General features: G+C 50.4%; 20 protein-coding genes. 10 read left to right on the top strand and 10 right to left on the bottom strand.

Annotated elements, in window-relative coordinates; translation table 11 throughout:
• The first annotated feature begins 1,048 nt into the window (after positions 1-1,048).
• From Q1A54_RS03925 to Q1A54_RS03935, 3 genes are all read left to right on the top strand, one after another.
• Positions 1,049-4,174: a TonB-dependent receptor gene (locus tag Q1A54_RS03925; RefSeq protein WP_299985186.1), complete on the top strand. Its 3,126-nt coding sequence runs from the start codon at positions 1,049-1,051 to the stop codon at positions 4,172-4,174.
• A gap of 18 nt (positions 4,175-4,192) precedes the next feature.
• Positions 4,193-5,773 (top strand): RagB/SusD family nutrient uptake outer membrane protein, encoded by a 1,581-nt coding sequence (locus tag Q1A54_RS03930; protein ID WP_299985188.1) that lies wholly within the window; start codon positions 4,193-4,195, stop codon positions 5,771-5,773.
• A gap of 92 nt (positions 5,774-5,865) precedes the next feature.
• Positions 5,866-6,480 carry a ribonuclease HII gene (locus tag Q1A54_RS03935; RefSeq protein WP_299985189.1) on the top strand — a complete coding sequence of 205 codons (615 nt, stop codon included), beginning with the start codon at positions 5,866-5,868 and terminating at the stop codon, positions 6,478-6,480.
• An 8-nt stretch (positions 6,481-6,488) separates the two neighbouring features.
• Here Q1A54_RS03935 and Q1A54_RS03940 read toward each other — a convergent pair whose 3' ends face one another.
• The 3 genes from Q1A54_RS03940 to Q1A54_RS03950 are packed head-to-tail and all read right to left on the bottom strand — an operon-like array spanning position 6,489 to position 8,625.
• Entirely contained in the window at positions 6,489-6,923 is a 435-nt protein-coding gene (locus tag Q1A54_RS03940; RefSeq protein ID WP_299985191.1) for a response regulator, read from the bottom strand.
• Positions 6,924-6,969: 46 nt separating this feature from the next.
• Positions 6,970-8,439 carry an ATP-binding protein gene (locus tag Q1A54_RS03945; RefSeq protein WP_299985193.1) on the bottom strand — a complete coding sequence of 490 codons (1,470 nt, stop codon included), beginning with the start codon at positions 8,437-8,439 and terminating at the stop codon, positions 6,970-6,972.
• 6 nt (positions 8,440-8,445) lie between these two features.
• A complete protein-coding gene (locus tag Q1A54_RS03950; protein WP_299985195.1) occupies positions 8,446-8,625 on the bottom strand; it encodes a hypothetical protein in 180 nt (59 codons plus the stop codon).
• 220 nt (positions 8,626-8,845) lie between these two features.
• Here Q1A54_RS03950 and gcvT point away from each other — a divergent pair, with 220 nt between their 5' ends.
• Together gcvT and Q1A54_RS03960 are read left to right on the top strand one after the other, a co-directional pair.
• Positions 8,846-9,934, top strand: coding sequence for a glycine cleavage system aminomethyltransferase GcvT (gcvT, locus tag Q1A54_RS03955; RefSeq protein ID WP_299985196.1), 1,089 nt, complete (start codon positions 8,846-8,848; stop codon positions 9,932-9,934).
• A 93-nt stretch (positions 9,935-10,027) separates the two neighbouring features.
• Positions 10,028-10,756 (top strand): 2-phosphosulfolactate phosphatase, encoded by a 729-nt coding sequence (locus Q1A54_RS03960; RefSeq protein ID WP_299985198.1) that lies wholly within the window; start codon positions 10,028-10,030, stop codon positions 10,754-10,756.
• 147 nt (positions 10,757-10,903) lie between these two features.
• Here the strand turns inward: Q1A54_RS03960 and Q1A54_RS03965 are convergent, their stop codons facing one another.
• The 3 genes from Q1A54_RS03965 to Q1A54_RS03975 form a co-directional block, all read right to left on the bottom strand.
• A complete protein-coding gene (locus tag Q1A54_RS03965) occupies positions 10,904-11,230 on the bottom strand; it encodes a nucleotide pyrophosphohydrolase (RefSeq protein ID WP_299985200.1) in 327 nt (108 codons plus the stop codon).
• A 23-nt stretch (positions 11,231-11,253) separates the two neighbouring features.
• Complete coding sequence (gene dtd, locus Q1A54_RS03970) at positions 11,254-11,706, bottom strand: D-aminoacyl-tRNA deacylase (RefSeq protein WP_299985202.1); 453 nt, start codon at positions 11,704-11,706, stop codon at positions 11,254-11,256.
• A gap of 67 nt (positions 11,707-11,773) precedes the next feature.
• On the bottom strand, positions 11,774-12,424 hold the full coding sequence (locus Q1A54_RS03975; protein WP_196114422.1) for a hypothetical protein: 651 nt from the start codon (positions 12,422-12,424) through the stop codon (positions 11,774-11,776).
• A 137-nt stretch (positions 12,425-12,561) separates the two neighbouring features.
• Between Q1A54_RS03975 and Q1A54_RS03980 the strand changes: the two genes are divergently transcribed.
• Complete coding sequence (locus Q1A54_RS03980; RefSeq protein ID WP_299985204.1) at positions 12,562-13,464, top strand: hypothetical protein; 903 nt, start codon at positions 12,562-12,564, stop codon at positions 13,462-13,464.
• Here Q1A54_RS03980 and Q1A54_RS03985 read toward each other — a convergent pair.
• Positions 13,461-14,333: a universal stress protein gene (locus Q1A54_RS03985; RefSeq protein ID WP_299985206.1), complete on the bottom strand. Its 873-nt coding sequence runs from the start codon at positions 14,331-14,333 to the stop codon at positions 13,461-13,463. The genes Q1A54_RS03980 and Q1A54_RS03985 overlap by 4 nt on opposite strands.
• A gap of 173 nt (positions 14,334-14,506) precedes the next feature.
• Between Q1A54_RS03985 and Q1A54_RS03990 the strand changes: the two genes are divergently transcribed.
• The gene (locus Q1A54_RS03990; RefSeq protein WP_299985207.1) at positions 14,507-17,221 is read left to right on the top strand and encodes a hypothetical protein; all 2,715 of its coding nucleotides are present in this window, start codon (positions 14,507-14,509) and stop codon (positions 17,219-17,221) included.
• 140 nt (positions 17,222-17,361) lie between these two features.
• Here the strand turns inward: Q1A54_RS03990 and corA are convergent, their stop codons facing one another.
• From corA to Q1A54_RS04005, 3 genes are all read right to left on the bottom strand, one after another.
• The gene (corA, locus tag Q1A54_RS03995; RefSeq protein WP_299985209.1) at positions 17,362-18,489 is read right to left on the bottom strand and encodes a magnesium/cobalt transporter CorA; all 1,128 of its coding nucleotides are present in this window, start codon (positions 18,487-18,489) and stop codon (positions 17,362-17,364) included.
• Positions 18,490-18,608: 119 nt separating this feature from the next.
• Complete coding sequence (locus Q1A54_RS04000; RefSeq protein WP_299985211.1) at positions 18,609-19,205, bottom strand: YigZ family protein; 597 nt, start codon at positions 19,203-19,205, stop codon at positions 18,609-18,611.
• Between the two features lie 2 nt (positions 19,206-19,207).
• On the bottom strand, positions 19,208-20,185 hold the full coding sequence (locus Q1A54_RS04005) for a hypothetical protein (RefSeq protein WP_299985213.1): 978 nt from the start codon (positions 20,183-20,185) through the stop codon (positions 19,208-19,210).
• Positions 20,186-20,253: 68 nt separating this feature from the next.
• Here Q1A54_RS04005 and Q1A54_RS04010 point away from each other — a divergent pair, with 68 nt between their 5' ends.
• From Q1A54_RS04010 to Q1A54_RS04020, 3 genes are read left to right on the top strand one after another with little or no spacing between them, the layout of a single operon-like run.
• Complete coding sequence (locus Q1A54_RS04010; RefSeq protein WP_299985215.1) at positions 20,254-20,667, top strand: FdtA/QdtA family cupin domain-containing protein; 414 nt, start codon at positions 20,254-20,256, stop codon at positions 20,665-20,667.
• 9 nt (positions 20,668-20,676) lie between these two features.
• Complete coding sequence (locus Q1A54_RS04015; protein WP_299985217.1) at positions 20,677-21,798, top strand: DegT/DnrJ/EryC1/StrS family aminotransferase; 1,122 nt, start codon at positions 20,677-20,679, stop codon at positions 21,796-21,798.
• Entirely contained in the window at positions 21,791-22,759 is a 969-nt protein-coding gene (locus Q1A54_RS04020; RefSeq protein ID WP_299985220.1) for a glycosyltransferase, read from the top strand. Before Q1A54_RS04015 ends, Q1A54_RS04020 begins: the two co-directional genes overlap by 8 nt.
• The last annotated feature ends 171 nt before the right edge of the window (positions 22,760-22,930 follow it).

The raw sequence follows: 22,930 nt of genomic DNA on the forward strand, positions 1-22,930 counted from the left end.
TTGGATTCAGACGATGTATAAAATCAATTCGGCAAAAGTGCCAGAAACTAAGACACTTAGTGGTGAGGAAGGATTAGAAGAGCCTTTTCTGCAAAAATGGACTCTGTAACGCTAAATCGAATGTTAAAACATTAAATATAGTAGTGTATTAATTTTTTAATGTTAAAATTCAATTTACTAATCATAACATTATACGTGTTAAATTTTAATTGGCATTTGATTTATAGCATTTTAACTAAAAAACAATGTTATAATATTGAGTTTTTGTTATTCATATATTTATATTTTTAATGTTATAATGTAGCTGTTTGACTGTAATCGGAGAGAGGGTAATCAGGAAGCAGGAGAGTGAAGTGAGCTGAAAAGTGCTTTTCAAATTTGTAGCTATGCTCCGCATCATAAGGTCTATGTCGAATGTTTCTAGCTAGGTGTGGAACGGCCAGGTGTGAGGTTATGCTGACAGCAATCTGGCTTTATGTAGTAAAGGATACTTATGATGGACCCTATTCGGGTTCAAAGTTGAAGGATTCTGGCCAATGCTGATTTGGAGAGCTGATAAAGCGGTGTGTGTTATAACACTGAATAAGAATAACTTATGAGTGTTGCGATTTGCTGTGTATTAATTGTTTTGGTGATATGTTGAGGTGACGTCTTCGGGTTGTATTTGGTATAAGTGTGAAATTCAGTGTGTTATATATAAATACATCTATTTTGAGATGATGGTAATTTGTAATAACACAAGATAAAGGTTTAAATAGCTGAAAAAGACGTAGATAAGGTTGGAGAATTTTAAATAGCAGTTTTGTATATATTGAAAAAATATTCTTAGTTTGGAGCATCCAAATAGTCTGTAAAGTTTGATTAAGTACTAAACAAGCTTGATTTATTTCTGTTAAGAAGCTAAATACCGACATACTTTTATGCAGCTTTTTTACCAGTCAGTTAACGATACTCTACGTGTACAGGCCAGCATATCGCATATGCTTATTGTAAATCTTAAACCTTAAATCTTAACTACTATTTATCTTTCACCTCAATTAACAGACCAATGAAAAAACTACTACTATTGAGTTTTGCGCTGGTATTCGTCGTGCTTCAACAGGCATTGGCGCAGGGCAGAACTGTTACGGGTACTGTGACAGACCAGTCGACTGGCCAAGGCCTTCCTGGTGTTGCAGTGCTTGTAAAGGGCACTAGCTCCGGTACGGCTACCGGTGCTGACGGTACTTATTCTATTAATGTGCCGGCAGACGGCAACACACTCGTTTTCCGCTTCCTTGGCTACAGAACAGTAGAGCGTCCTATTGGGACAGCCGCTACTATTAATGTGGCACTTGAAATCGACCAAAGACAACTAGATGAAGTTGTAGTGGTTGGTTATGGTACACAGCAGAAAAAAGACGTTACCAGCTCTATCGCGCAGGTAAAAGGTGAGACAATTGCCAACCTGGCAACGCCATCTTTTGACCAGCAGCTGGCAGGTCGTGCTTCTGGTGTACAGATCACGCAGCCTTCAGGTATCCTGGGTGCGCCTCCAAAGATCAACATCCGTGGTGTAAACTCTATCTCTTCCAACACGCAGCCACTTATCGTAATCGACGGTGTGCCTGCTACGTCTGGTAACCTGGGTGGATTTACGCCTTCTAACGCACTTGCTGACATCAACCCGAACGATATCGAGTCTTTCGAGATCCTAAAGGATGGTGCTGCTACGGCGGTTTACGGTTCACGTGCCTCTAACGGTGTAATTCTTATTACTACCAAGCGTGGTAAGTCAGGCCAGGCTAAGTTCTCTTATGATGGTTGGGCTGGTTCTGCCAAGGCAATCGAACTGCATGACCTGCTGAACGCACGTGAGTTCGTAGAAATCACAAACGAGAAATACGCAAACCTTGGTCAGACTTCTCCAGCTGCGCTAGGTGATGCCGACACTGACTGGAACGAGGAAGTATTCCGTAGAGCTTTCCAGCACAGCCACGCATTCTCTGCAAGCGGTGGTACTGATAAAACAAACTACTACTTCTCACTTGGTTACTCTAACCAGGAAGGTATCGGCCGTGCTAACAGCCTGGAGCGTTACTCTATCCGTACAAACCTGCAGACGAAAGTTACTAGCTTCCTGGATTTCGGTTTACAGGCTGGTTTGACTAACCAGATCAACTCTGGTCCACTTACAGGTTCTAACAACCTTTCTGGTAACATCTTCGGTGTGATCCGTATGCACCCTAACGTGCCGGTATTCAACCCAGAGCACCCAACTGGTTACAACATCGACTTCCAGGAGCCTAGAGCACTTGGTCGTGGACCGAACGCTGGTATCATCGCCAACGGTATTCCAAACATCCGTTTCGTGTTGGATAACAACGTACGTAGAGCTACTACTTACCGTGGTCTGGGTAACGTATTCCTGGATTTCAAACTGATCGACAACCTGCGTTTCAGAACACAGCTTGGTGCTGACTTGACACTGGTTGACGACTTCCTGTTCAACGACCCACGTCATGGTGACGGTCAGGGTTCTGGCGGTGTCGTTTCTCAGGCTTACTCTCCACTTAAGTCATGGAACTGGCAGAACATCCTGAGCTACAACAAGTCATTCAACGAGGTGCACAACCTGGATGCGACGTTGGTACAGGAATACAACAAAACAAGATCTAGCTTCTTCCAGGCACAGGGTACTGGTCTTTCTGACCGTTTCTTCAACGAAAACCTGGTATCTGGTGCATTTGCTAACCAGTTTGCCTTCGGTGGTATCGGTGAGAATGGTCTTGCCTCTTACCTGGGCCGTTTCAACTACAACTACGCCAGCAAGTACTATATCGGTGCTTCTATGCGTGCTGACGGTCTTTCTAAGCTTTCTCCGGAGAACCGTTGGGGTTACTTCCCTGGTATGTCAGCTGCCTGGAGAATCTCTGAAGAAGAATTCTTTAAGAACTCTTCTGCACTTAGCGTTATCTCTGACCTGAGACTGCGTGGTAGCTTTGCTGAAGTAGGTAACATCGGTATCCAAGGTAACTATCCTTATTTGGGTTCATTCGGTGCTGCTCAGTACGGTACTTTCAACGGTATTGCCTTCAGCAACACGGGTAACCCTGACCTGCGTTGGGAAGCACAGAAGATCACCGACTTCGGTATCGACCTGGGCTTGTTCGACGGACGTCTGAATGTTGAATTGGCTTACTGGATGAAGAATAACTCTGATATAGTTCTTCAGGCTCCAACTCCTCCATCACTGGGTGTGCCTAACAACTATATTACTCGTAACATCGGCCGCGTTGATAACAACGGTATCGAATTCTCAATTTCCGGTACAGTAATCGACAAGTCTAACTTCAGCTGGAACTCTAACTTCAACTTCTCTACACAGAACAACGAAGTGAAGTCACTGGTTGACGGGCAGGACATCGTGTATGAATACACGATCCACCGCGAAGGTGAGTCTATCAACTCTATCTATGGCTACCAGTACGAAGGTGTGAACACAGCGAACGGTAACCCAATCTACCGCAAAGGCGATGGCTCACTGGTACAGGGTAACATCACTGGCAACGGTGGTTCTGCTGGTGTGTACTACGGTTACGACCCTGCCAACCCAAGCGCACTGGGTGCACAGTCTTCTCTGTCATCTGCTGACAAAGTGATTCTGGGCAACACACTTCCTAAGTGGTTCGGTGGTTTTGATAACAACTTCAAACTGGGTAACTTCGATGCTAACGTGTTCGTTCGTTTCTCTGGTGGCAACAAGATCATGAACCGTACGCGTCAGGACCTTTTAACAATGGCGTTTGAGAACAACGGTCGTGAGATCCTTGGCAGATGGCAGTCTCCTGAAAACCCAGGTGACGGACAGACTCCAAGACTGGCTGCTGGTGCTAACTACGGTAACTTCATCAACACAAACGGTGAGTCTTCTTCACGTTTCGTTGAGAGCGGCGACTTCCTGAAAGTGAGCAACCTGTCCTTAGGTTACACACTGCCTAAGGCACTGTCTGAGCGCATCAGCGTTGACCGTCTGAGAATTTATGCTCAGGTACAGAACGCTTTCGTGATTACTGATTACACAGGTCTTGATCCAGAAACTTATACTAACCTGAATAACAACAACCTTGGTGTAGACTGGAACGGTCAGCCACAGCAGCGTGTGTTCACAGTTGGTTTAAACCTTGGCTTCTAATTTCTTAATTCCCTTAAAATGAAAAATAGATCATTCATCAAAAATAAACTGAAGTTAGCGTTGCTCGCCCCTGCGGTGTGCTTCTCCCTGATGCTGACTTCATGCGAGAAAGACGTAGTGGAGCTAGATCCATATGACCGTCTGACTGAAGCAAGTGCCTTTACAACCCCTGAGCGTGTAGAACTGGCTGTAGCTGGTGTGTATGACGCTGCTCAAAGTGGTTTCTATGCCGGTGGTGCTGTGCGTGGTTATCCGTTTGGTGCGGCTCACGTGTCGCAGGGCGATAACCGCGGTGAGGACATGCTGAACCTGGAGGCATTCTATGCCATCACGTACGGCTCTACTTACAATGCGGCTTCTGCTAACAACGTGTACCACTTCGAAACGCTTTACTCAGTAATCAACAAGGCAAACATTGTGATTGAGGGTGTTGAGAAAGCAGTAGCAGATGGTCTGATCACAGCTGAAGTAGGCAATGCCTACAGCGCTGAGGCTCGCTTCCTGCGCGCACTTTCTAACCACGAACTGCTGATTCACTTTGCTCGTCCTTACAACCACACAGCTGATGCTTCTCACCCAGGTGTTCCGATCAGAACAATTCCGGTGAACACGCCAGCTCGTGTTGAGGAGGCAAGACAACAGGGCCGTGACTCTGTAAGAGATGGTTATGCTGCTATCCTGGCCGACCTTGACTATGCTGAGACTAACCTGCCTGACACTCGTGCAGCTGGAGGTAAAATCTCAAGAGCTACAAAAGGTGCTGCTATTGCCATGAAGTCTCGTGTAAAACTGCACATGCGCGACTGGCAAGGTGTAGTGACTGAAGGTAACAAACTGATCTCAGGTACTGAGTCTTTCACCAGCCCGATCGGTGGTTACGCTTTGACTGCTTCTGCTGATGGTCCTTGGGCCAATAACTCTAGCAACTCTGAGTCGATCTTCTCTTTCATGAACACGGCTAATGATAACGCCAGTGTGAACGGTTCATTGGGTCAGATGTACAACGCCCTACCTGGTGGTCGTGCGCTGGTTGCGATCAGCCCGGTTATCTGGAACGCTGAGTTCTGGCCTGCAGATGACGACCGTCGTGATATCACAACAACTACTGCACGTGCTATCTTCAGCAGAAAGTACAGAGATGCTGGTACACAATCTGACTGGTCGCCAATCATCCGTTATTCGGAGGTATTGCTGAACGTAGCAGAAGCTGAGTCCAGACTTGGTAACAATGACAGAGGTCTTGCGCTTCTGAACGCGGTTCGTGGCCGCTCAACAGACCAGACTTACTCTGGCCTGACTGGCAATGCCCTGACACAGGCAATCGTGAACGAGCGTCGTATTGAGTTCCTGGCGGAAGGTATGCGCTGGAAAGACATCCACCGTCTGGCAAAAGAAGGTGTGTTCGGTCCGGCTGGTATACCTGCTAAGGTAGCCTCTGCTTCTAACCACATCCCGCAATACAATGCAGGAAGCGGTACGATGCCAGCTACTACTATACCGTTCATTCCTTACGAAGACTTCCGTTTCATCTGGCCAATTCCGGTTTCTGAAGTTGCCTCTAACCCTGTGTTAGCTGCTCAGCAAAACCCTGGATACTAAGCCTCACGGATAGTATAGATTTAAAAGCCCTGCCAGCGCAAGCTGGCAGGGCTTTTTGTTTTATTTTTGTCATTCAAATTTCTACTGATGCTATGGCACTTCTTCCCAACTACAGTGGCTATACCTTAGAGGCAGGTATAGACGAGGCCGGTCGGGGCTGTTTGGCAGGCCCTGTTGTGGCCGCTGCTGTGATACTACCACCAGACTATGACCATTCCCTGCTGAACGATTCAAAGCAGCTCAGCCATAAGCAAAGGCTGCAGCTGCGGGTCGATATTATACGTGATGCGGTAGCCTGGGCAATTGGTGAGGCAAGTCCTGTTGAGATTGATCAGATCAACATTCTGCAGGCTACCTACCTGGCCATGCACCGGGCTATTGAGGGGCTGGAAATGGAGCCTGAGTACCTGATTGTAGACGGTAACAGGTTCAAGGCATACGGCGCACTGCGCTATACCTGTGTGGTAAAGGGGGATGGAAAGTATCTGTCTATTGCGGCAGCCTCGGTGCTGGCCAAAACGCACCGCGACGAACTGATGTGCGCACTGGCAAAGGAGCACAGCCATTATGGCTGGGAGCGCAATGCAGGCTACCCAACGAAGGAGCACCGTAACGGTATTGCGCAGTTTGGGGCTACGCAGTACCATCGGCAATCCTTCAGGTTGCTGTCAGAAGAGCAATTGATGCTGTTTCCTAAAGAAGAATAACAGGCCCTCTATTTAAGTTTGATAAGGTCGAGAAACAGGGTGAAGTTATCGAGCGATGATGGGCTGGTTTCAAAGTTATCAAAGCTCATCGGTTTGACGATATAACCTGACACATTGAGCCGCTGAGCAGCCATACGATCCGTTTCTTCATTCGAAGTGGTCATGATAAACACCGGAATGTGGCTGAATTCCGGCTCACGGCGCAGCTCGGTTAAAAACTCCAGGCCATTCATGCGCGGCATGTTGATGTCGAGCAGAATCACACTGGGAGCGGGAGATATTTTGGGCACACCGCTTCCGCGCAGCATATCAAGTGCCTCACGGCCATTGCGAGCCACATGGATCGGGTGAGTAATGCCTATTTTTTTAAGTTCACGTTCCACATTCATAATATCCAGGTAGTCATCTTCTACTAAAAGGATATTAACTTCTTTATTTATCATAGCGCTTGTCGAAATTCAATGATCAAAATTAATATAAATCTTTCAATTACGCCTGGTTTTTAGGCCAGGTAAAACTGAAAGTAGCCCCTTGGCCGGGGCTGGAGGCCACCCAGATGTTCCCTCCGTGTCGCTCTACAATCTTTTTTACTATAGCTAGTCCCACACCTGTACTTTCGACCGCGTCACGCTCCTGCAGTGTCTGGAAGATCACAAATATGCGCTCGTGATACTCTGGGGCTATACCTGGACCGTCGTCTGAAACCGAGAAGGTATAAAAATTTTCTGCCTCCTGGCAAGTGATGTCGATATGCCCGTCCTCCCGGTCATGGTACTTGATCGCATTAGAGATCAGGTTAAGAAAAACCTGATGCAAATGCACCCGCTCTGTGTATATTTCCGGCATTCCGGGCCCAATGTTTATAGTAAACCCATTGGGTGCCGAAGCCATATCCGTAACCTCTGTTAAGAGCTGCTGGACATCCACCACTTCCTGCACATAGCTGTTCCGGTCCACGCGGGCAAGTGCCAGTATGCCGTTGATCAGGTTTTCCATGCGGTGTACCCGCACACGCATCATCAGCAGGTACTCTTTAATATTATCAGGCAGATTCTGCCCCATGTCTTCTTCTACCCACCGCGAGGCAACCTCTATGCCTCTCAATGGCGCCTTCAGGTCATGCGACACCACATAGGCAAACTGGTCCAGCTCTTTGTTCTTGCGATCAAGCTCCGAAAAGGTCTCGTCAATCGTGGCTGACATCCTGTTAAGGGAGTGTGACAGCTGGCTGAGTTCGTCTTTAGACGTATCCACGATCTGGGTCTGGTAATCTCCTTTCGAGATCTTCTCGGCCAGTGTTACCATTTTCATGATACGGTTAGAGATGATCCGGGTAATGTACCATGCCCAACCGAGACCCAGCAACACCGATAATATGGTAAGAACGGTGGATACTTGCCTTGTAGTATTGATACTGGTGTTCAGCCGGTCATTTCTTTCCCCACGCAAAGTATACTCATGCGAGTTGAACACGCGGAAGTCACTTCGGATGGTGTCCATCAATACTTTTTCGCCCAGCACCAGCGTATCGAGTTTCATGTCGAAGGCCCGGGAAGAGACATCCAGTGTATCGCTTCTCTTCATCTCGATAAGCGGCTCCGCATATTGCGTTATCCAGTCATCATGCGTCCTGATGATTTTATCCAGTTTCTGCTTCTGGCTCTCAGAAGCAGTATAATTCCGTACATCTTCCCGAAGCCTGGTCAGTAGTCTTTTCGCTTCGTGATAAGGCTCCAGAAATACTTCGTTCCCGTTGAGCAGGTAGCCACGCAAACCTGATTCCATGTCGATGATGTTGCGCTGTAGCGAAGCAGAGTTTCGGACTACGATCTGAGAGCGTGTTACCCAGCGCATGTTTTCGATCACATCCTCCGACAACCTGAAGTTTACGATGGCAACAGTGGTGAAAAGCAGTGAAATCAGGACAAACCCGATAAACAGCTTGGTTGATAGCTTCATGGACTATTATCTGATTAGCGCCAGACTGAGCTTTTGGTTAGACAGATGATATCCTGCTAAATTAGCAAAAATGGAGCGAAGCAAAATAAAGCGCCAGGCAAAACGGGTGGTCAGGCTTGGCGCAGGTAGATAAAAATCAGGCACACTTGTCCTGCGTGCGAAGGTGAAATAAGAAGTAGATGGCATGTTCCTTTTGGCTAAAAAAGTGACGGCTTGGTTTACGTGCCGGATCAGACAAGGTTATGCACATACGGGTGTGGAAAAACGGTTGCAGGCGATCAGTGACAGACGGGTTTCCTGATTAATAGCTTTTGGGCTATATAAATCCTGTTCCTACATAAAATTTCGGAAGCGGTTTTATTTTACTTAATTTTGGGCATCTACTTTATTAGCAATCAAATCTGATATGGAACTGAAGAAAATAGCTTTGAATGATGTGCACGAGTCGCTGGGTGCGAAAATGGTGCCTTTTGCAGGGTATAACATGCCGGTGCGCTACTCGTCTGATCTGGAAGAGCACAACACCGTGCGCAATGCCGTAGGCATATTCGACGTGTCGCACATGGGCGAATTCCTGGTTAAAGGCCCTGAGGCACTTGACCTGATCCAGCGCATCACTTCAAACGACGCTTCTAAACTGACCCCGGGCAAGATCCAGTACTCCTGCTTCCCGAACGAGGATGGCGGCATCGTGGACGACCTGCTGGTATACTGTATGGCTGAGAACGAGTACATGCTGGTGGTGAACGCCTCTAACATCGAGAAGGACTGGGATTGGGTGAACAAGTACAACACCAAAGGCGCGGAGCTACAAAACATTTCGGACGAAATGTCGCTGTTTGCTGTGCAGGGACCCAAGACAGTAGAGGCACTGCAATCGCTTACTTCTGTGGACCTGGGCAGCATGGTATACTATACCTTCGAGAAAGGTGAATTTGCCGGTGTGCCTGATGTTATACTCTCTGCCACAGGCTATACTGGCTCTGGTGGATTTGAGATCTATGTGAAGAATGAGGACGCCGAGAAGGTGTTCCATGCGATCATGGAAGCTGGTAAAGAGCAGGGCATCAAGCCAATTGGTCTGGGCGCCCGCGACACACTGCGTCTTGAGATGGGCTTCTGCCTCTATGGCAACGACATCAACGACAGCACTTCGCCCCTGGAGGCTGGTCTGGGCTGGATCACCAAGTTTGATAAGGAATTTGTAAATTCAGAAAACCTGAAGGAGCAGAAAGCCGCTGGTGTGAGCAAAAAGCTGGTTGGTTTTGAGATGTTGGAGAAAGCTATACCTAGAGCGCATTACGAGATCGTGAATGCCGAAGGTGAGCAGATCGGTGAAGTTACGTCCGGCACGATATCCCCATCTTTGGGCAAAGGCATCGGTATGGGCTATGTGCAGACCGAGTACAGCAAGCCAGGCACAGAGGTGTTTGTACGCGTGCGCAACAAAGACATGAAAGGCCAGATCGTAAAGCTGCCATTTGTAAAGAAGTAATCTGATTGTTGATTGCTGGTTGTTAATCGTTGTTCGCTGAGACAGACCTGTTAACAATCAACAATCAACAATATAACAATCAACAATTAGACAATGCCGAGTATAGATGTGTGCTACAGCCCGGAGCTGTTGCACTTGTATGAACTGGAGGGGAAGGCAGTGGTGGCCGTGGATATTCTGCGTGCTACCTCTACGATGGTGACCGCCTTTGCACATGGCGCCACTGATATTATACCTGTGATGCAACTCGAGGAGTGCCGCACCTACGCCGAGCAAGGCTGCCTGACAGCGGCTGAGCGCAATGGCATCAAAGCCGAGGGTTTTGACCTGGGCAACTCGCCTTTTGCTTACATGAACGGGCAAGTGAAGGACCGTACGGTGGCCATTACCACCACAAACGGCACCCGTGCCATCCGCATGTCGGAAGCAGCGCAGGAAATTATAGTAGGGGCTTTTCTGAACCTGGAGGCTGTTGCGCAGCACCTGCGTGAACTGCAGCTGGATGTGCTCGTGGTCTGCGCCGGCTGGAAAGGCAAGTTCAACCTCGAAGATACACTGTACGCCGGCGCACTGGCTGAGCAACTGCAGGGTGAGTTTGAGTTTGAGAATGACGCCACACTGGCTTCGCTATACCTGTACCACGCCGCTAAGGATGATATGGTCACGTTCCTGCGTCAGTCCTCTCACGTGCGCCGCCTCGAAAACCTCGAGATCCACAAGGATATCGAGTTCTGCCTCCAGCACGACACCTACAACGTGCTGCCGGTATGGAAAGGGGACAGGTTGGTAGACCTGAAAGAGTTTAAGAGTTTGGGAGTTTAGAAATCTCAGAAGAAAGGGTTTATTTGCTTTCAACAGGCAGATCTTGTATTAATAATAACCACTTAATAGAATAGGGCCGGTCTTGATAGACCGGCCCTATTCTATTTTAAGCTTCACTCTTAATTCTTCCTTCTTAAACTCCAAAACTTACTTCAGCTTCTCGTTCTGCTTGTGTCTTTCGCTGTCGCGGGAGGTTTTCTTGTCCAGGTTTTTGCGGAGGGCTTCGGTGAGGTCTATACCTGTCTGGTTGGCGATGCAGATGAGCACAAAAAGCACGTCAGCCAGTTCGTCGGAGAGCTGCTTGCCTTCATCGCTTTTCTTAAAAGACTGCTCGCCGTACTGCCGTGACATGATGCGGGCGACTTCGCCTACTTCCTCGGTGAGGATGGCCATATTGGTCAGTTCGTTGAAATAGCGAACACCGTTTTCCTTGATCCAGTTGTCAACGATGGTTTGGGCTTCTGAGATGGTCATAATGTGTTCTCTGTAAATTTAAATTATTCCCGGTTTTTGGAATCGATGGTAATAGTGACAGGGCCATCGTTGAGCAGGGCCACTTTCATGTCAGCACCAAACTCGCCGGTCTGTACTTTTTTGCCCAGTGCCTCCTCAAGCAGTACTACAAACCGCTCATACAGAGGTACAGCTACGGCAAGGGGAGCGGCCTGGATGTAAGAGGGGCGGTTGCCTTTTTTTGTGAGCGCATAGAGCGTAAACTGGCTGATCACGAGCAGGTCGCCTTGTACATCCTGCACGCTCAGGTTCATTTTGTCATCGGCATCGCTGAAGATGCGGAGCTGTACCACCTTGCTGGCAATCCATTTCAGGTCTTCTTCTGTATCGTCGTTGGTGAAGCCTGCCAGCAGCAACAGACCGAGGCCGATCTCGCCCTTTACCCGGTGGTCGATGGTAACGGAAGCTTGGGTAACGCGTTGGATGACGATGCGCATGAGGTATACCTTTGGTTCAGCAGCAAAGGTAAGTTTTCTGAATCACTTATGCCCTGGGCGGTTTTTGTTAATCAACATAGCCTTCATACCTGATCCGGTTCACTTTACCGTTTTTCAGGAAGAAGCGCAGCGAGATAGGAGCGCCCTCTACGGAAGTAGCCACAATTTCAGAATTGGTCTGTAGAATCCGCACATCAAAGTTCTTGAGCTTGGTCATCAGCTCAGGCTGGCTCATACCTACCTTCATGTTGTTGCGTAGGGCAATGCCCGCATTGCGGATGTCAGCTACCTGCAGCAGCAAGTCACCGGTCTGGGTAGGAGCGTAGAGCTCGATCACCGATTCGCCAAAACGGATGGTATAGATCGTGTCCGTAATAGCCGGGCGGTGAATATTTTCCACCGGGTCGGCATCGAGTGTGAAGTCAGTGCTGATGCGGGCAAAGTAAGCATCCAGTTTCTTGCTCTGGCGATAGTCCGACAGAAATGGGTTGCCCAGGAAATCAATCGTAGCCGGAGGTCCGCCCGTAGAGCGCTTGGCCAGCATGGTGTCGGGCTCCATGTGCTGCGGGTTACGCTCCTGGGGTTCGTCCGAGTGCTCGTCGTGCGTGCCTTCAGTGCTGCAGGCACCCGCCGTGGTAGTGATCAGCAACAGCAGAACCAGCAGGCGTACAGAGAGGCTGTACCTGTGTCGTAGGCTGAGGCTGATAAGATGTAACATGGTGTAGATTAAAAAGCGGGCAAGCAAATTATACTTTACATACGAGAACTGACGTTCTTAAAGTTTTCACTAATTGGAAATTTATTCTGTAGCTTCTGCGGGCTAGAAAGTATAATTTTGCGCAAATATCATTATTTATGTCATTACAACAAATAGCTTTGGTCACTTGTCAGAGCTTAGGCGATTATACTACCAATGCCGATAGCGAAGATGAGCGTCTGTACCGTTTTTTAGCGGGAAAAGGCCAAGAAATTTCTTTTCAGGTATGGGATGATGAGCAGGTGGACTGGACTGCTTTCGACGCCATTATCATCAAATCACCCTGGGATTACTTCGATAAAATAAACGCCTTCTATACCTGGCTTGATAAGCTGGAAGCAATGGGCTGCCCGGTGCTCAATCCCGTGAAGACACTGCGATGGAACGCTGACAAACAGTACTTTAAAGATATGCAGGCGCAAGGTGTTAAGATTGTGCCTACCGTGTGGTTGGAGCAGGGCAGTCGCTTTGATGCTGAGGCGGTATTCCAGGCGATCGGACGCGACAAGATCATTGTGAAACCAAGGGTAAGCGGTGCCGCCAAGAATACCATGGCCATCAGCAGAGCAGAGGTTGGCGCTTACGCGGATCGTATCAATGCCCTATTGCAGCATGAGCCATTCCTGGCACAGCCCTTCCTCGAGGAGATCAGAACACAGGGTGAGTGGTCCTTCCTTTTCTTTAACGGCAGGTATAGCCATGCCGTGCTCAAAACAGCCAAGTCAGGCGACTTCCGGGTACAGCACTTCTTCGGTGGCAGCGTACATACGCCTACGCCCCCGGCAGGTATGCTGCAAACCGCCACTACCATCGTGAAGCAGTTTGCACAAGACTGCCTGTACGCCCGCGTTGACGGGGTGGAGCTGAACGGCGAACTGGTGCTGATGGAGCTCGAACTGATCGAGCCTTTTCTTTTCCTGAGCACGAGCGAAGGCGCTTTGGATCGCTACTACCAGGCCTTACAGCAATTGCTTGCCCAACCTGTGGAGGGTAGAGCCTAAACTCTGCTGTGGAATACCAGCACTGGCATGGGCGCATGCAGCACCATCTTTTTGGCCAGACTGGGGTTAAACAATGACTCAAACGTACTGCGCTCCTGTGTGGTGAGGGCAAGCAGGTCGATGCCTTCGCTGCGGGCAAAGTCCTGCAGGGATTGTGCCACGTCGTCACCTTCGAGCAGGGCATAGCGGATGTCACTTTCAGGGGCTTGTTGCAGGTTTTGCTGCAATTGCAACAACTTTTCGCGGTCCTCTTCCGGATCGTCTGAAATGTGCACGCAGTAGATCATGGGCTGCAGGTGGCTGAACAACTTCCGGATGCGATCTATGTCGGTAACGTCTGTCTTGCCGAAGTTCGTGGCGTAGAGAATGCGACTGGGTATAGCACCCTCGTAGTGGCTGGGTACTGTCAGGATGGGTACATTGGTTTCCTCCATCACCTTGGTGGACACCGTGCCGAATACCGCACGGCCTATGCTGGACTCTCCTTTCGTGCTCATCACCACCAGTGCGGGCCGGAAGCGCTCTGCCTGTTCCAGTATTTCCTCTTCCGGAAGGCCGTGTATAAAAGCACGCTCCATTTGCAGGTTGCTATCCAGGCTGCGCGCTTTCGGGAGTAGCTCCCGGTACAGTTCTTCAAGCTGTTCCTGTGCCTCCAGTTCATTGCGATGCAACACGCGTTCTGCAATTTGATCGGATGGGCTGAGGCCAGCGGCGCTGGCGGGTATGGGGTCGCCATCGGCCAGGTAATCCTGGAAGCAGTGCAGCAGCAGGAGCTTAGCGCCAGGCACGCCGGCGGCAAGCTGCAGTGCGTAGTGGCAGGCTTTGGTAGAGCCCTCCGAAAAATCAACAGGTATAAGAATGCGATACATAGATGGCTGTGATGGGTTGGCCCATATATACGCACGCGCTGGTGACCGGGTATACCTGCCATGGCCAAAATTGGATAAATCTGGATGTTTTATGTAAGGAATAGCACTGTAGCAGTTTGACTCGGGTGATTTCTAATTTTTTCGGTTAATTTGTAACCTCATACACCTTCGCTATGCCGCAACGCATTGTCTTTTACTTCATCGCATTTGTAGTGCTGGCCTCTCTGGTCTATTATGGCTTTAGCAGGTGGCAGGACTCCCGACTGAAGGTGGACCTTTGGACGCTGGTGCCTGAGACGGCAGCTTTTGTGGTGGAAACAAACAACCACAGCGAGCTGAGAGAGCACCTGGAGGAAACCGCGCTATGGGAAAGTTTCTCGCTGCTTCCGGTAACGCAGCGCTTTCAGGAGAACATGGCCATGCTCGACAGTGTGGCCCCCGGCAACCAGCGCCTTGATCGTTTCCTGGACAAAAAGAACATACTCACCTCGGTCCATGTGCTGGGTAAAACCGACGTGGAGTTTGTGTACTACATACCGGTAGTGTCGGTGGGGGAGCACCGCTTTCTGCGCACTCTCACCGAAAATCTTGTCAAAAGTCCGGCATTTACGGAGCAGAGCCGCGAGTACCAGGGCATGCTCCTGACCGACGTGACCAACACGCAGTTAGGCACCAGCTTCACCTACTTTTCTTATCACAACAACATCATTCTGAGTGCCTCGCCTGTGCTGGTAGAAGAGATCGTGCGCCGCATCAAACGTGGAAAGCTGACCTCCATCGCCACGGACTACAAGAAGGTAAACTACCTGAGCCAGGCTGATGTGTATGCCAACGTGTTTGTGAACTACCGTGCCCTGCCTGACCTGCTGGGACTCTTTGTGCAGGAAGACCTGATGCCGCAGGTGCGCTACCTGAGCAGCTTTTGCCGCAATGCCATGCTGGAGCTCAAGCTCGACCGAAACAAGCTTTTCCTAAACGGTTTCTCAAATCCAGAGACACTTGAAGGCTCTTTTCAGGCGCAACTACACCCTTCCAAACCACGCCCGCTCGAAATCAAGCTGCTGCTGCCTACCCGCACCGCCATGCTGATGCACTTTGGAGTAGGGGAGGTGGCGCGTCTTCGCGATGGCAAAGCTCCCAAAGATGTGTATAGCCCCACCATCGATAGTCTGGCTCGGTCCTTTAATCAGGAGATCGCGCTGGCTTACATGGAGTCCTACAACATGAACACGAGCCCCGACAAAATGGTGATTGCCCGCATGGAAAGCAGCGGCAAAACCGGGGCCCGCCTTCAGGCATTGGCACAACAGCTAAGCAAAGCTCAAAACGAGAAGATCTATACCGAGCAATACGGCAACTATACCTTGCAACTGCTGGACCTGGAAGAACTGCCCGCCCGTCTGTTTGGCAGCCTGTTCTCCGGCTTTGAACAGAGCTACGTGCTGCAGCTCGACAATTACATGATCTTCTCACCGGATATCGCCAGCCTGCGTGCGCTCATCGACGACATCAATGCAGGAGAGGTATGGGGGCGCTCGGTGGCACAAAAATCTTTTCTGGAGGAAACGCTGCAGGAAGGTAACTTCAGTCTGTACCTGAATACTGTTAATGCCTGGTATATCCTGAACCGCTATGTGCAGGAAGAGAACCGTGAGGATCTGCTGCAGAACTCCAGCCTGATCAGGCGCTTTAACCAGGTGAGTGTGCAGTTTGCCCGCGCCGAAAACCAGTATTATACCAGTGTGCTGTTCAGGAGGCAGGAGCGCAGTACCGACAGCATACAGGAAGGCTTTGAGGAAGAACTGACCATTCCATTTGCAAGCCGCCTCATATCACCGCCTTATCCGATTCAGAACGCCATAGACCGTAGTCGTGAAGTGGTAGTACAGGACTCTATGCAGGTGCTGCACAATATTACCTCCACCGGCAGTCGCGGCTGGACCGACTCCTTGCAAACCCAAGTGCGAGGCAGTCTGCAGCAGGTCGAACTCGGCAACGACAAACGACTGCGCTACGTTTTCGCGACTGCCACCCGTATCCAAGCCATCGACAACCTGGGGCGTAATCTGGAGCACTTTCCTTTTAATGTAGGCGACACGCTTCGCCTGCAGCGCCTGGCCGTGTTCGATTTCGAGAAAAACCGTGACTACCGCTTTCTGGTGGATGACGCCCTGGGTAACCTGTACATGTTCGACACACGAGGCAATGCTATACCTGGCTGGCAGCCGCGCCGCATGGACTACCGTTTGGCCGCTACCCCGCAGCATGTGCGGGTAGGAGGTCGCGATGTCATCCTGGTCTTGCTCGAAAACGGCTATGTGTACGCCCTGAACACTAAAGGTGAAACCTATCCGGGCTTTCCCTTCAGTTTGCGGGTGCCAATCACATCAGAAGGCGTCATACGGGCCGGGGCTGACTTACGCCGCTCTGTAGTAACAGTAGTGACACGTTACGGAGAAGTAGTGGAATTCAACCTGCAGGGACAGGTGGTGAAGCGGGAGCAGCTGCCGCGGCCAAGCAAGAGTGCCATGTTTGACCTTGTGCCCGATGCCAGTGGCCGCTCCTACATCATCGTGCGTCAGGACCAGGGGAAAGTAGCTGCCTTCGACCAGGACCTGGAGGAGCTTTTTGAGAAACGCTATGTGACCTCAACCCCGAAGATCGTGCAGTACTTCAACTTTGGAGGTGGCAATCAGGTATACGCCATCACCGAAACCGGCCCACAGAAAACATACCTATACGGTCCGGATGCCCGCCTGATAGGGGGCAGGTCGCTGGAAAGCAACCAAGCCGTGAGCATCCACTACAATGAGGTGGGCAATAACTACTCTGTGTACAAAGTGTTCCGCAACGAACTGCAGAAACTCAATTTTAAGCTGCCGAATTAGAACTGCTTAATCTTCCTTACAGTTCTACTAAGTAGATTCATTCTGCTTTATTTTGTCATCCTGTAAGGATCTTGGTAATCGAGGGTATAAGGCTGTTATTCAAGGGTTAGCTTTCAGGAATTGCAGGTATGAATTCTCACTTAAAAACTTTTAAACCAACCTTTCTTATAAAACAGGTATAGCTGTACCAGCACCAGCGTGGTCATTAGCATCATCAGAATTGGATAGCTGTAAGGCTGGTATAGCTCCGGCATGCTCAGTCGGAACACTTCGCCTGTTTCAGGGTCTTCGCGCGAGAAATTCATACCATATACTCCGGCAATAAAGCTCAGCGGGATAAAGATACTGGAGATGATCGTGAGCACTTTCATGATCTCATTCATGCGGTTGCTCACCGTAGACATGTAAAGCTCCACCAAACTCGTCGACATCTCCTTATGGCTGTCAATCAGGTCGATTAGCTGGATGGTGTGGTCGTAAGCGTCACGGAAGTATACCTTCAGGTTGTCAGGTATAATGTCCTCGTCCATGCGCAGTAGTTCATTCATTTTGTCGCGCTCCGGCCAGGCGATACGGCGCAGCTTGATCAGCTCGTTCTTCAGATCGAGGATCTCCCGCAGGGTCTGCTTCGAAGGCTTATCCAGGATCTTCTGCTCCAGCTCTTCAATGTAAGTGCCGATGGCTCCCATAACCGGAAAGTAATAATCGAGCACCACATCCAGGATGGCATACACCACATACATCGGCGGTCGCTGCCGGATGATGCCTTTGCCAACCCGGATGCGCTCACGAAGCGGATCAAGACAATCATCGTAGTCGCTTTGTAAGGTCAGCACATAGTTGGGACCTGAGAAAACCGAGAGCTGCACATCGTCCAGGGTATGGTACTCTTCCTTCCAGCGCAGCATGCGGGTAATGATGAAGAGGCGGTCGTCAAGTTCGTCTACCTTGGGGCGCTGGTAGTCATTGATCACGTCCTCCATTTGCAGCGAGTGTATGCCGAAGTCCTGCTTGAGCAGTTCCAGCATAGTCAGGTCGGCATAGCCTCGGATGTCGATCCAATGTGTGGCGTTGGGTTGGGACTGTACCTGCTGCAACAGTTCGGCATAAGAAACGAATTCCTGCTCTTTGAATAGCTGCTCGTTAAACGACATCAGGAAGTAGCGTGGGGCATGCGACTCAGTAGGTATAAAGAGCGTACCCGGGCTGATGCCGAGCTTACGATCAAGTATTTTGTGGCGGGAGCGTTGACGTTTTTTCTTAGCCATAGGGTTGTTAGGGTGTACTGCAGCTGTACAAGTTAATAAAAATTAGGTTTTGCTTAGGGCAATTTTGCAGTTGGTGATACAACTGTTTGTTGAGGGTAGAACCCTCTTCAAATCCTGATTCAGACAGTCACCGTAACTCCTTCAATCCCCTCAAATTTACCCCGCACTTCTTCCTCCAGCTTCTTTCGTACCTCCAGGGTCATGCGGCAGTCGAGTTCAAATTGCTGGTCTTTCACGCCGAGTTCGTACTCTTTCACCAGGCTCATTACGTCGTTCATCTGGGGGTAGGCGAAGTGTACCTGCAGCAACGTCGTTTCGTGCTTTTCAATGATCGTGGCGTTGCTGAGGGCTTCTGCAGTGGAGGTCTTGTAGGCGGTGATGAGGCCACTGACTCCGAGTTTGGTGCCCCCAAAGTAGCGTACCACTACTACGAGCACATTGCTCAGGTCAAAGGAGCGGATCTGGCCCAAGATGGGGTCGCCGGCGGAGTGGTTGGGCTCGCCATCGTCGTTGGCACGGTAGCGGCTCTTGTCGGCGCCCAGGCTGTAGGCATAGCAGTGATGGCGGGCATCGTAATATTGTTTGCGCAGGTCAGTGAGGACCTCCTTCACTTCCTCTTCCGAGTATACGGGGTAAGCTAAGGCAATAAACTTGCTGCCTTTCTCTTTGTAAAGGCCTTCTGAGGGAGCCTCGATGGTACGGTAGGTATCTTCCATAATTAAAACAGATTGGCGGCTAATTCCTGATACGAAAGCAGCACCAGAGCCAGCACTGCCAGTGACAGACCGAGGAGGTTGATCGCACTCAGCCGCTCCCCGAATATCATGACGGCTCCCAGTGCCCCCGCCATGATGATGCCCATGTTATTGACGGGGTAGAGGAAGGCACCATCGTTACCGAAGGCTGAGAGGGCCATAATCAGGAAAAAGATAGAGAAATAGTTGGGCACACCCAGGGCTATACCTGCCCAGATACTCTTAGCCCGGAATGAGGTACTGCCGGTGAAAAGTTGGTAGAGTAGCACCACTAAACCGAGTACGGCGGAGGCAGTGAAGGTCAGCATCGTGAACTGGCTGGCTTCGTGGGCCTGGAGATGATACTCGTTTACGTAATTGATAAGCGAATCTGCAAAGCCACTGCTCAGAAAAATGATGAACGGCAGCGCGAAACTAAGCAAACGAGCGGAGGGTTTGCCGACCCCGGAGCCAGGGCGAACCGAGGAAAGCACAATCGCCACCAGCGCCAGGCCCATGCCCACATAGTTGACCACCGAGTATTCCTTCACGCTATTTTGCAGCACCAGCAAGCTAAACAGCACCGGAATGACCAGCGAGATTTTAGCTGCCACGGAGGTCGCAGTTACACCCACTTTTTGGGTAGAGAGCGCAATCAGGTAGAAAGCTCCGATAAAAATAGCACCGAGCACCAGCGCATGCAGCGCCCAGGATTTCTGAAACACACCTGCCTGCAGCACATCAGTGCCTCCCGGAAAGGCAAGTCCAACCAGGATACAGACAACGTAATTGACAACGATGGCCTGAAACGTATGTACATTGAAGCGCTGATAAAGCTTGAAGATAAACACGAGCGAAACGCCCGACAGCACACTCAGGATCAGGTATAGCATAGGTATAGCATCAAAGGCCTGCAACAGGACCTGATTTGCAAAAGTAACAGAAGCGCCAGCAAGCGCCAAGCCATGCCCCTTTTATAGGCACATTAACCGAAAATGTTTTAATTTGTGGCTGCACTAAATTTTTCCATTTGTCTGCCATACCATACCTGATCCACTTAACCGAAACCGGGACTCAAGAAATAGGCTTTATCGCCTCTACACAGCTGGCTCAAAACATACCTTTTGAGATCAAGCGGGTGTTCTGGACTTACGGTACTCCGGCAGGTGTGCTGCGCGGGCAGCATGCCAACAAAGCCACTGAAGAGGTGCTGGTAGCCGTGACGGGAAGCATTACCGTGGAAACGGACAATGGGCGCAGCAAGGAGACCTTCGTGCTGGATAATCCGGCTACAGGGCTATACCTGCCGGCCATGTGCTGGACTGACCTGCACTTTGCCCCAGGCACCATAGCGGTCTGCCTAACTTCCACTGATTTCGAGGATTCCGACTACATCCGCGACTACGGCACTTTTAAGCGCCTGGCAGCACACCTGGCCCTGTAAAATATACCTATGTCTACAACCCAGGTCCCATATTTCGCTTTCCGTGACTACCCTGCAGGTATAGACCAGCAGGTGGAGGAGGCACTGCTAGGCGCCTTGCGCAGTCAGCAGTACATTTTGGGCGAGGCGGTGGAGCAATTCGAAGGTGAGTTTGCGACGTACGTGAAGGCGGGTATAACCATCGGCGTGGGCAATGGCTACGATGCCTTGGTGGTGGCTCTGAAAGCCGCAGGTATAGGCGCAGGCGACGAAGTGATCGTGCCGGCTAACACCTTTATCGCGACTGTGAATGCCGTGGTGCAGGTGGGTGCTATACCTGTGCTGGCCGAACCCGACCGCCATACCTGTAACCTGACTGCCACTGAGGCCGCTGCGCATATCACCTCCCGCACCAAAGCCATCATACCCGTGCACCTCTACGGGCAGGCCTGTGAAATGGACGGACTTATGGCATTGGCGCAACAGCATCAGCTGGTTCTGATCGAAGACTTTGCCCAGGCACAGGGTGCCAGTTACAAAGGCCGTCCGGTTGGTGGCTTCGGCCGTGTCAGTGCCACCAGTTTTTACCCGACCAAAAACCTGGGAGCGCTGGGTGACGGTGGGGCAGTGGTTACTTCCGATCCTGAACTGGCTGCCTACGCCCGCATGTACCGCAACTACGGACAACAGCAGAAATACCACAATCAAATCGTAGGCATTAACTCCCGCCTCGACACGCTGCAGGCGGCCGTGCTGCGCATCAAGCTGCAGCACCTTGATGCAATGAATGGCGAGCGTCAACGACTGGCTCAGGTTTACCTGACAGCGCTGCAAGGTATAGGCGACCTGGTGCTGCCTGTCACAGCGACGGGCTGTACGCATGTTTACCACATCTTCAACATCCGCAGCAGGCAGCGCGATGCCTTGCAGCTACACCTGTCAGCACAAGGTATACAGACGGCCATACACTACCCGGTTCCCGTGCATTTGCAGGAGGCCTATACCTGGCTGGGGTATGGGAAGGGAAACTTTTCGATAGCAGAAGAACTAGCCGAAACGAGCTTAAGCCTGCCGCTTTTTCCGGGTATGACGGAGGCTGAACAGGGGGCGATCATTGCTAACATTCAGACTTTCTTTGAGCGCCATGGCTGAAGCTACTGCACTTCCGCTGGTATCGGTCATATGCCTGTGCTACAACCACGAGCGCTTCATCTCTGAGGCGCTGGATTCCGTGCTGGCCCAAACCTATCCTCATCTGGAGATCATCATCATGGACGATTGCAGCACCGACAACAGTGTGGCCATCATCCAGAAATACGTCCGAAAATATCCGCAGCTCACTTTTATGAGCACAGGCACCAACCAGGGCAATACCAGGGCGTTCAACATGGCCTGGCGGGCCTCCAAAGGCGACTACATCATCGACTTTGCCACCGACGACGTGTTGCTGCCCGAGCGTGTAGCGCAGCAGGTGGCAGCATTCGGAAACCTGGACGATAACCATGGGGTTGTTTACTCGGATGCAGAGTATATAGACGACAATGGCAGGCACGTACGCTTCCACTGCCAGCGCAACAAAGCAGGTGAGGTTATTTCCTTTGCGCCTTCCGGCGACATCTTTCAGCACCTGCTGGGTCGCTACTTCGTTTGTCCGCCCACTATGATGATGAAGCGACAAGTGTTTGAGGACCTGCAAGGTTACGACGAGTCACTGGCTTATGAGGACTTTGATTTCTGGGTGCGCTCTTCCCGCAGGTATAAGTACTTCTTTCTGGATGCCATTACAACCAAGCGCCGTCTGCATGCCAACTCACTATCGCAACAGTGGTACAAACCGGGCGACAGACAGCTGGCCTCCACCGTGATCGTGTGCCAGAAAGCAGTGAAACTAGTGCAAAGTCCTGAAGACAGCAATGCCCTCACCCGACGCCTGCAATATGAGGCGCGGCACGCGTACCTGACTGGTCACTACCAGCAGGCCGAGGAGTTTCTGGGCCTGCTCCGACAGCACGCCGGACTAGGACCGGTTTACCATACCATTCATTTCCTTAGCAAACTTAAAGTAGACCTTCGCTTCATTAGAACGCTGTATCAGAAGCTTTTGAACCGCTGAAATTGCACTCTGTCAGGGACTTACTACATATTGGGGGTGAAAATGAAAACCGTTTTGTCTTTCTACGTAAGTAATAATTATCCCAGGCGTGTTTTGTGGTTTGTGCAACTGAAGAGCTGGCAGGTTGGAGTCTAAACACGCTTCCGAGTCCGATTTCCTTTTTTAGCAGTG

Origin of the sequence: uncultured Pontibacter sp. (genome assembly GCF_947502515.1) — a bacterium.
GTDB lineage: Bacteria > Bacteroidota > Bacteroidia > Cytophagales > Hymenobacteraceae > Pontibacter.

Coding starts and splice junctions, on each gene's coding strand:
- Q1A54_RS03940 (WP_299985191.1), bottom strand. CDS start 6,923: ATGATAAATAAAGAAGTTAATATCCTTTTAGTAGAAGATGACTACCTG.
- Q1A54_RS03935 (WP_299985189.1), top strand. CDS start 5,866: ATGGCACTTCTTCCCAACTACAGTGGCTATACCTTAGAGGCAGGTATA.
- corA (WP_299985209.1), bottom strand. CDS start 18,489: ATGGCTAAGAAAAAACGTCAACGCTCCCGCCACAAAATACTTGATCGT.
- Q1A54_RS03975 (WP_196114422.1), bottom strand. CDS start 12,424: ATGTTACATCTTATCAGCCTCAGCCTACGACACAGGTACAGCCTCTCT.
- Q1A54_RS03930 (WP_299985188.1), top strand. CDS start 4,193: ATGAAAAATAGATCATTCATCAAAAATAAACTGAAGTTAGCGTTGCTC.
- Q1A54_RS03965 (WP_299985200.1), bottom strand. CDS start 11,230: ATGACCATCTCAGAAGCCCAAACCATCGTTGACAACTGGATCAAGGAA.
- Q1A54_RS04000 (WP_299985211.1), bottom strand. CDS start 19,205: ATGGAAGATACCTACCGTACCATCGAGGCTCCCTCAGAAGGCCTTTAC.
- Q1A54_RS03980 (WP_299985204.1), top strand. CDS start 12,562: ATGTCATTACAACAAATAGCTTTGGTCACTTGTCAGAGCTTAGGCGAT.
- Q1A54_RS03945 (WP_299985193.1), bottom strand. CDS start 8,439: ATGAAGCTATCAACCAAGCTGTTTATCGGGTTTGTCCTGATTTCACTG.
- Q1A54_RS03950 (WP_299985195.1), bottom strand. CDS start 8,625: ATGCCATCTACTTCTTATTTCACCTTCGCACGCAGGACAAGTGTGCCT.
- gcvT (WP_299985196.1), top strand. CDS start 8,846: ATGGAACTGAAGAAAATAGCTTTGAATGATGTGCACGAGTCGCTGGGT.
- Q1A54_RS03985 (WP_299985206.1), bottom strand. CDS start 14,333: ATGTATCGCATTCTTATACCTGTTGATTTTTCGGAGGGCTCTACCAAA.
- Q1A54_RS03960 (WP_299985198.1), top strand. CDS start 10,028: ATGCCGAGTATAGATGTGTGCTACAGCCCGGAGCTGTTGCACTTGTAT.
- dtd (WP_299985202.1), bottom strand. CDS start 11,706: ATGCGCATCGTCATCCAACGCGTTACCCAAGCTTCCGTTACCATCGAC.
- Q1A54_RS04020 (WP_299985220.1), top strand. CDS start 21,791: ATGGCTGAAGCTACTGCACTTCCGCTGGTATCGGTCATATGCCTGTGC.
- Q1A54_RS04015 (WP_299985217.1), top strand. CDS start 20,677: ATGTCTACAACCCAGGTCCCATATTTCGCTTTCCGTGACTACCCTGCA.
- Q1A54_RS03990 (WP_299985207.1), top strand. CDS start 14,507: ATGCCGCAACGCATTGTCTTTTACTTCATCGCATTTGTAGTGCTGGCC.
- Q1A54_RS03925 (WP_299985186.1), top strand. CDS start 1,049: ATGAAAAAACTACTACTATTGAGTTTTGCGCTGGTATTCGTCGTGCTT.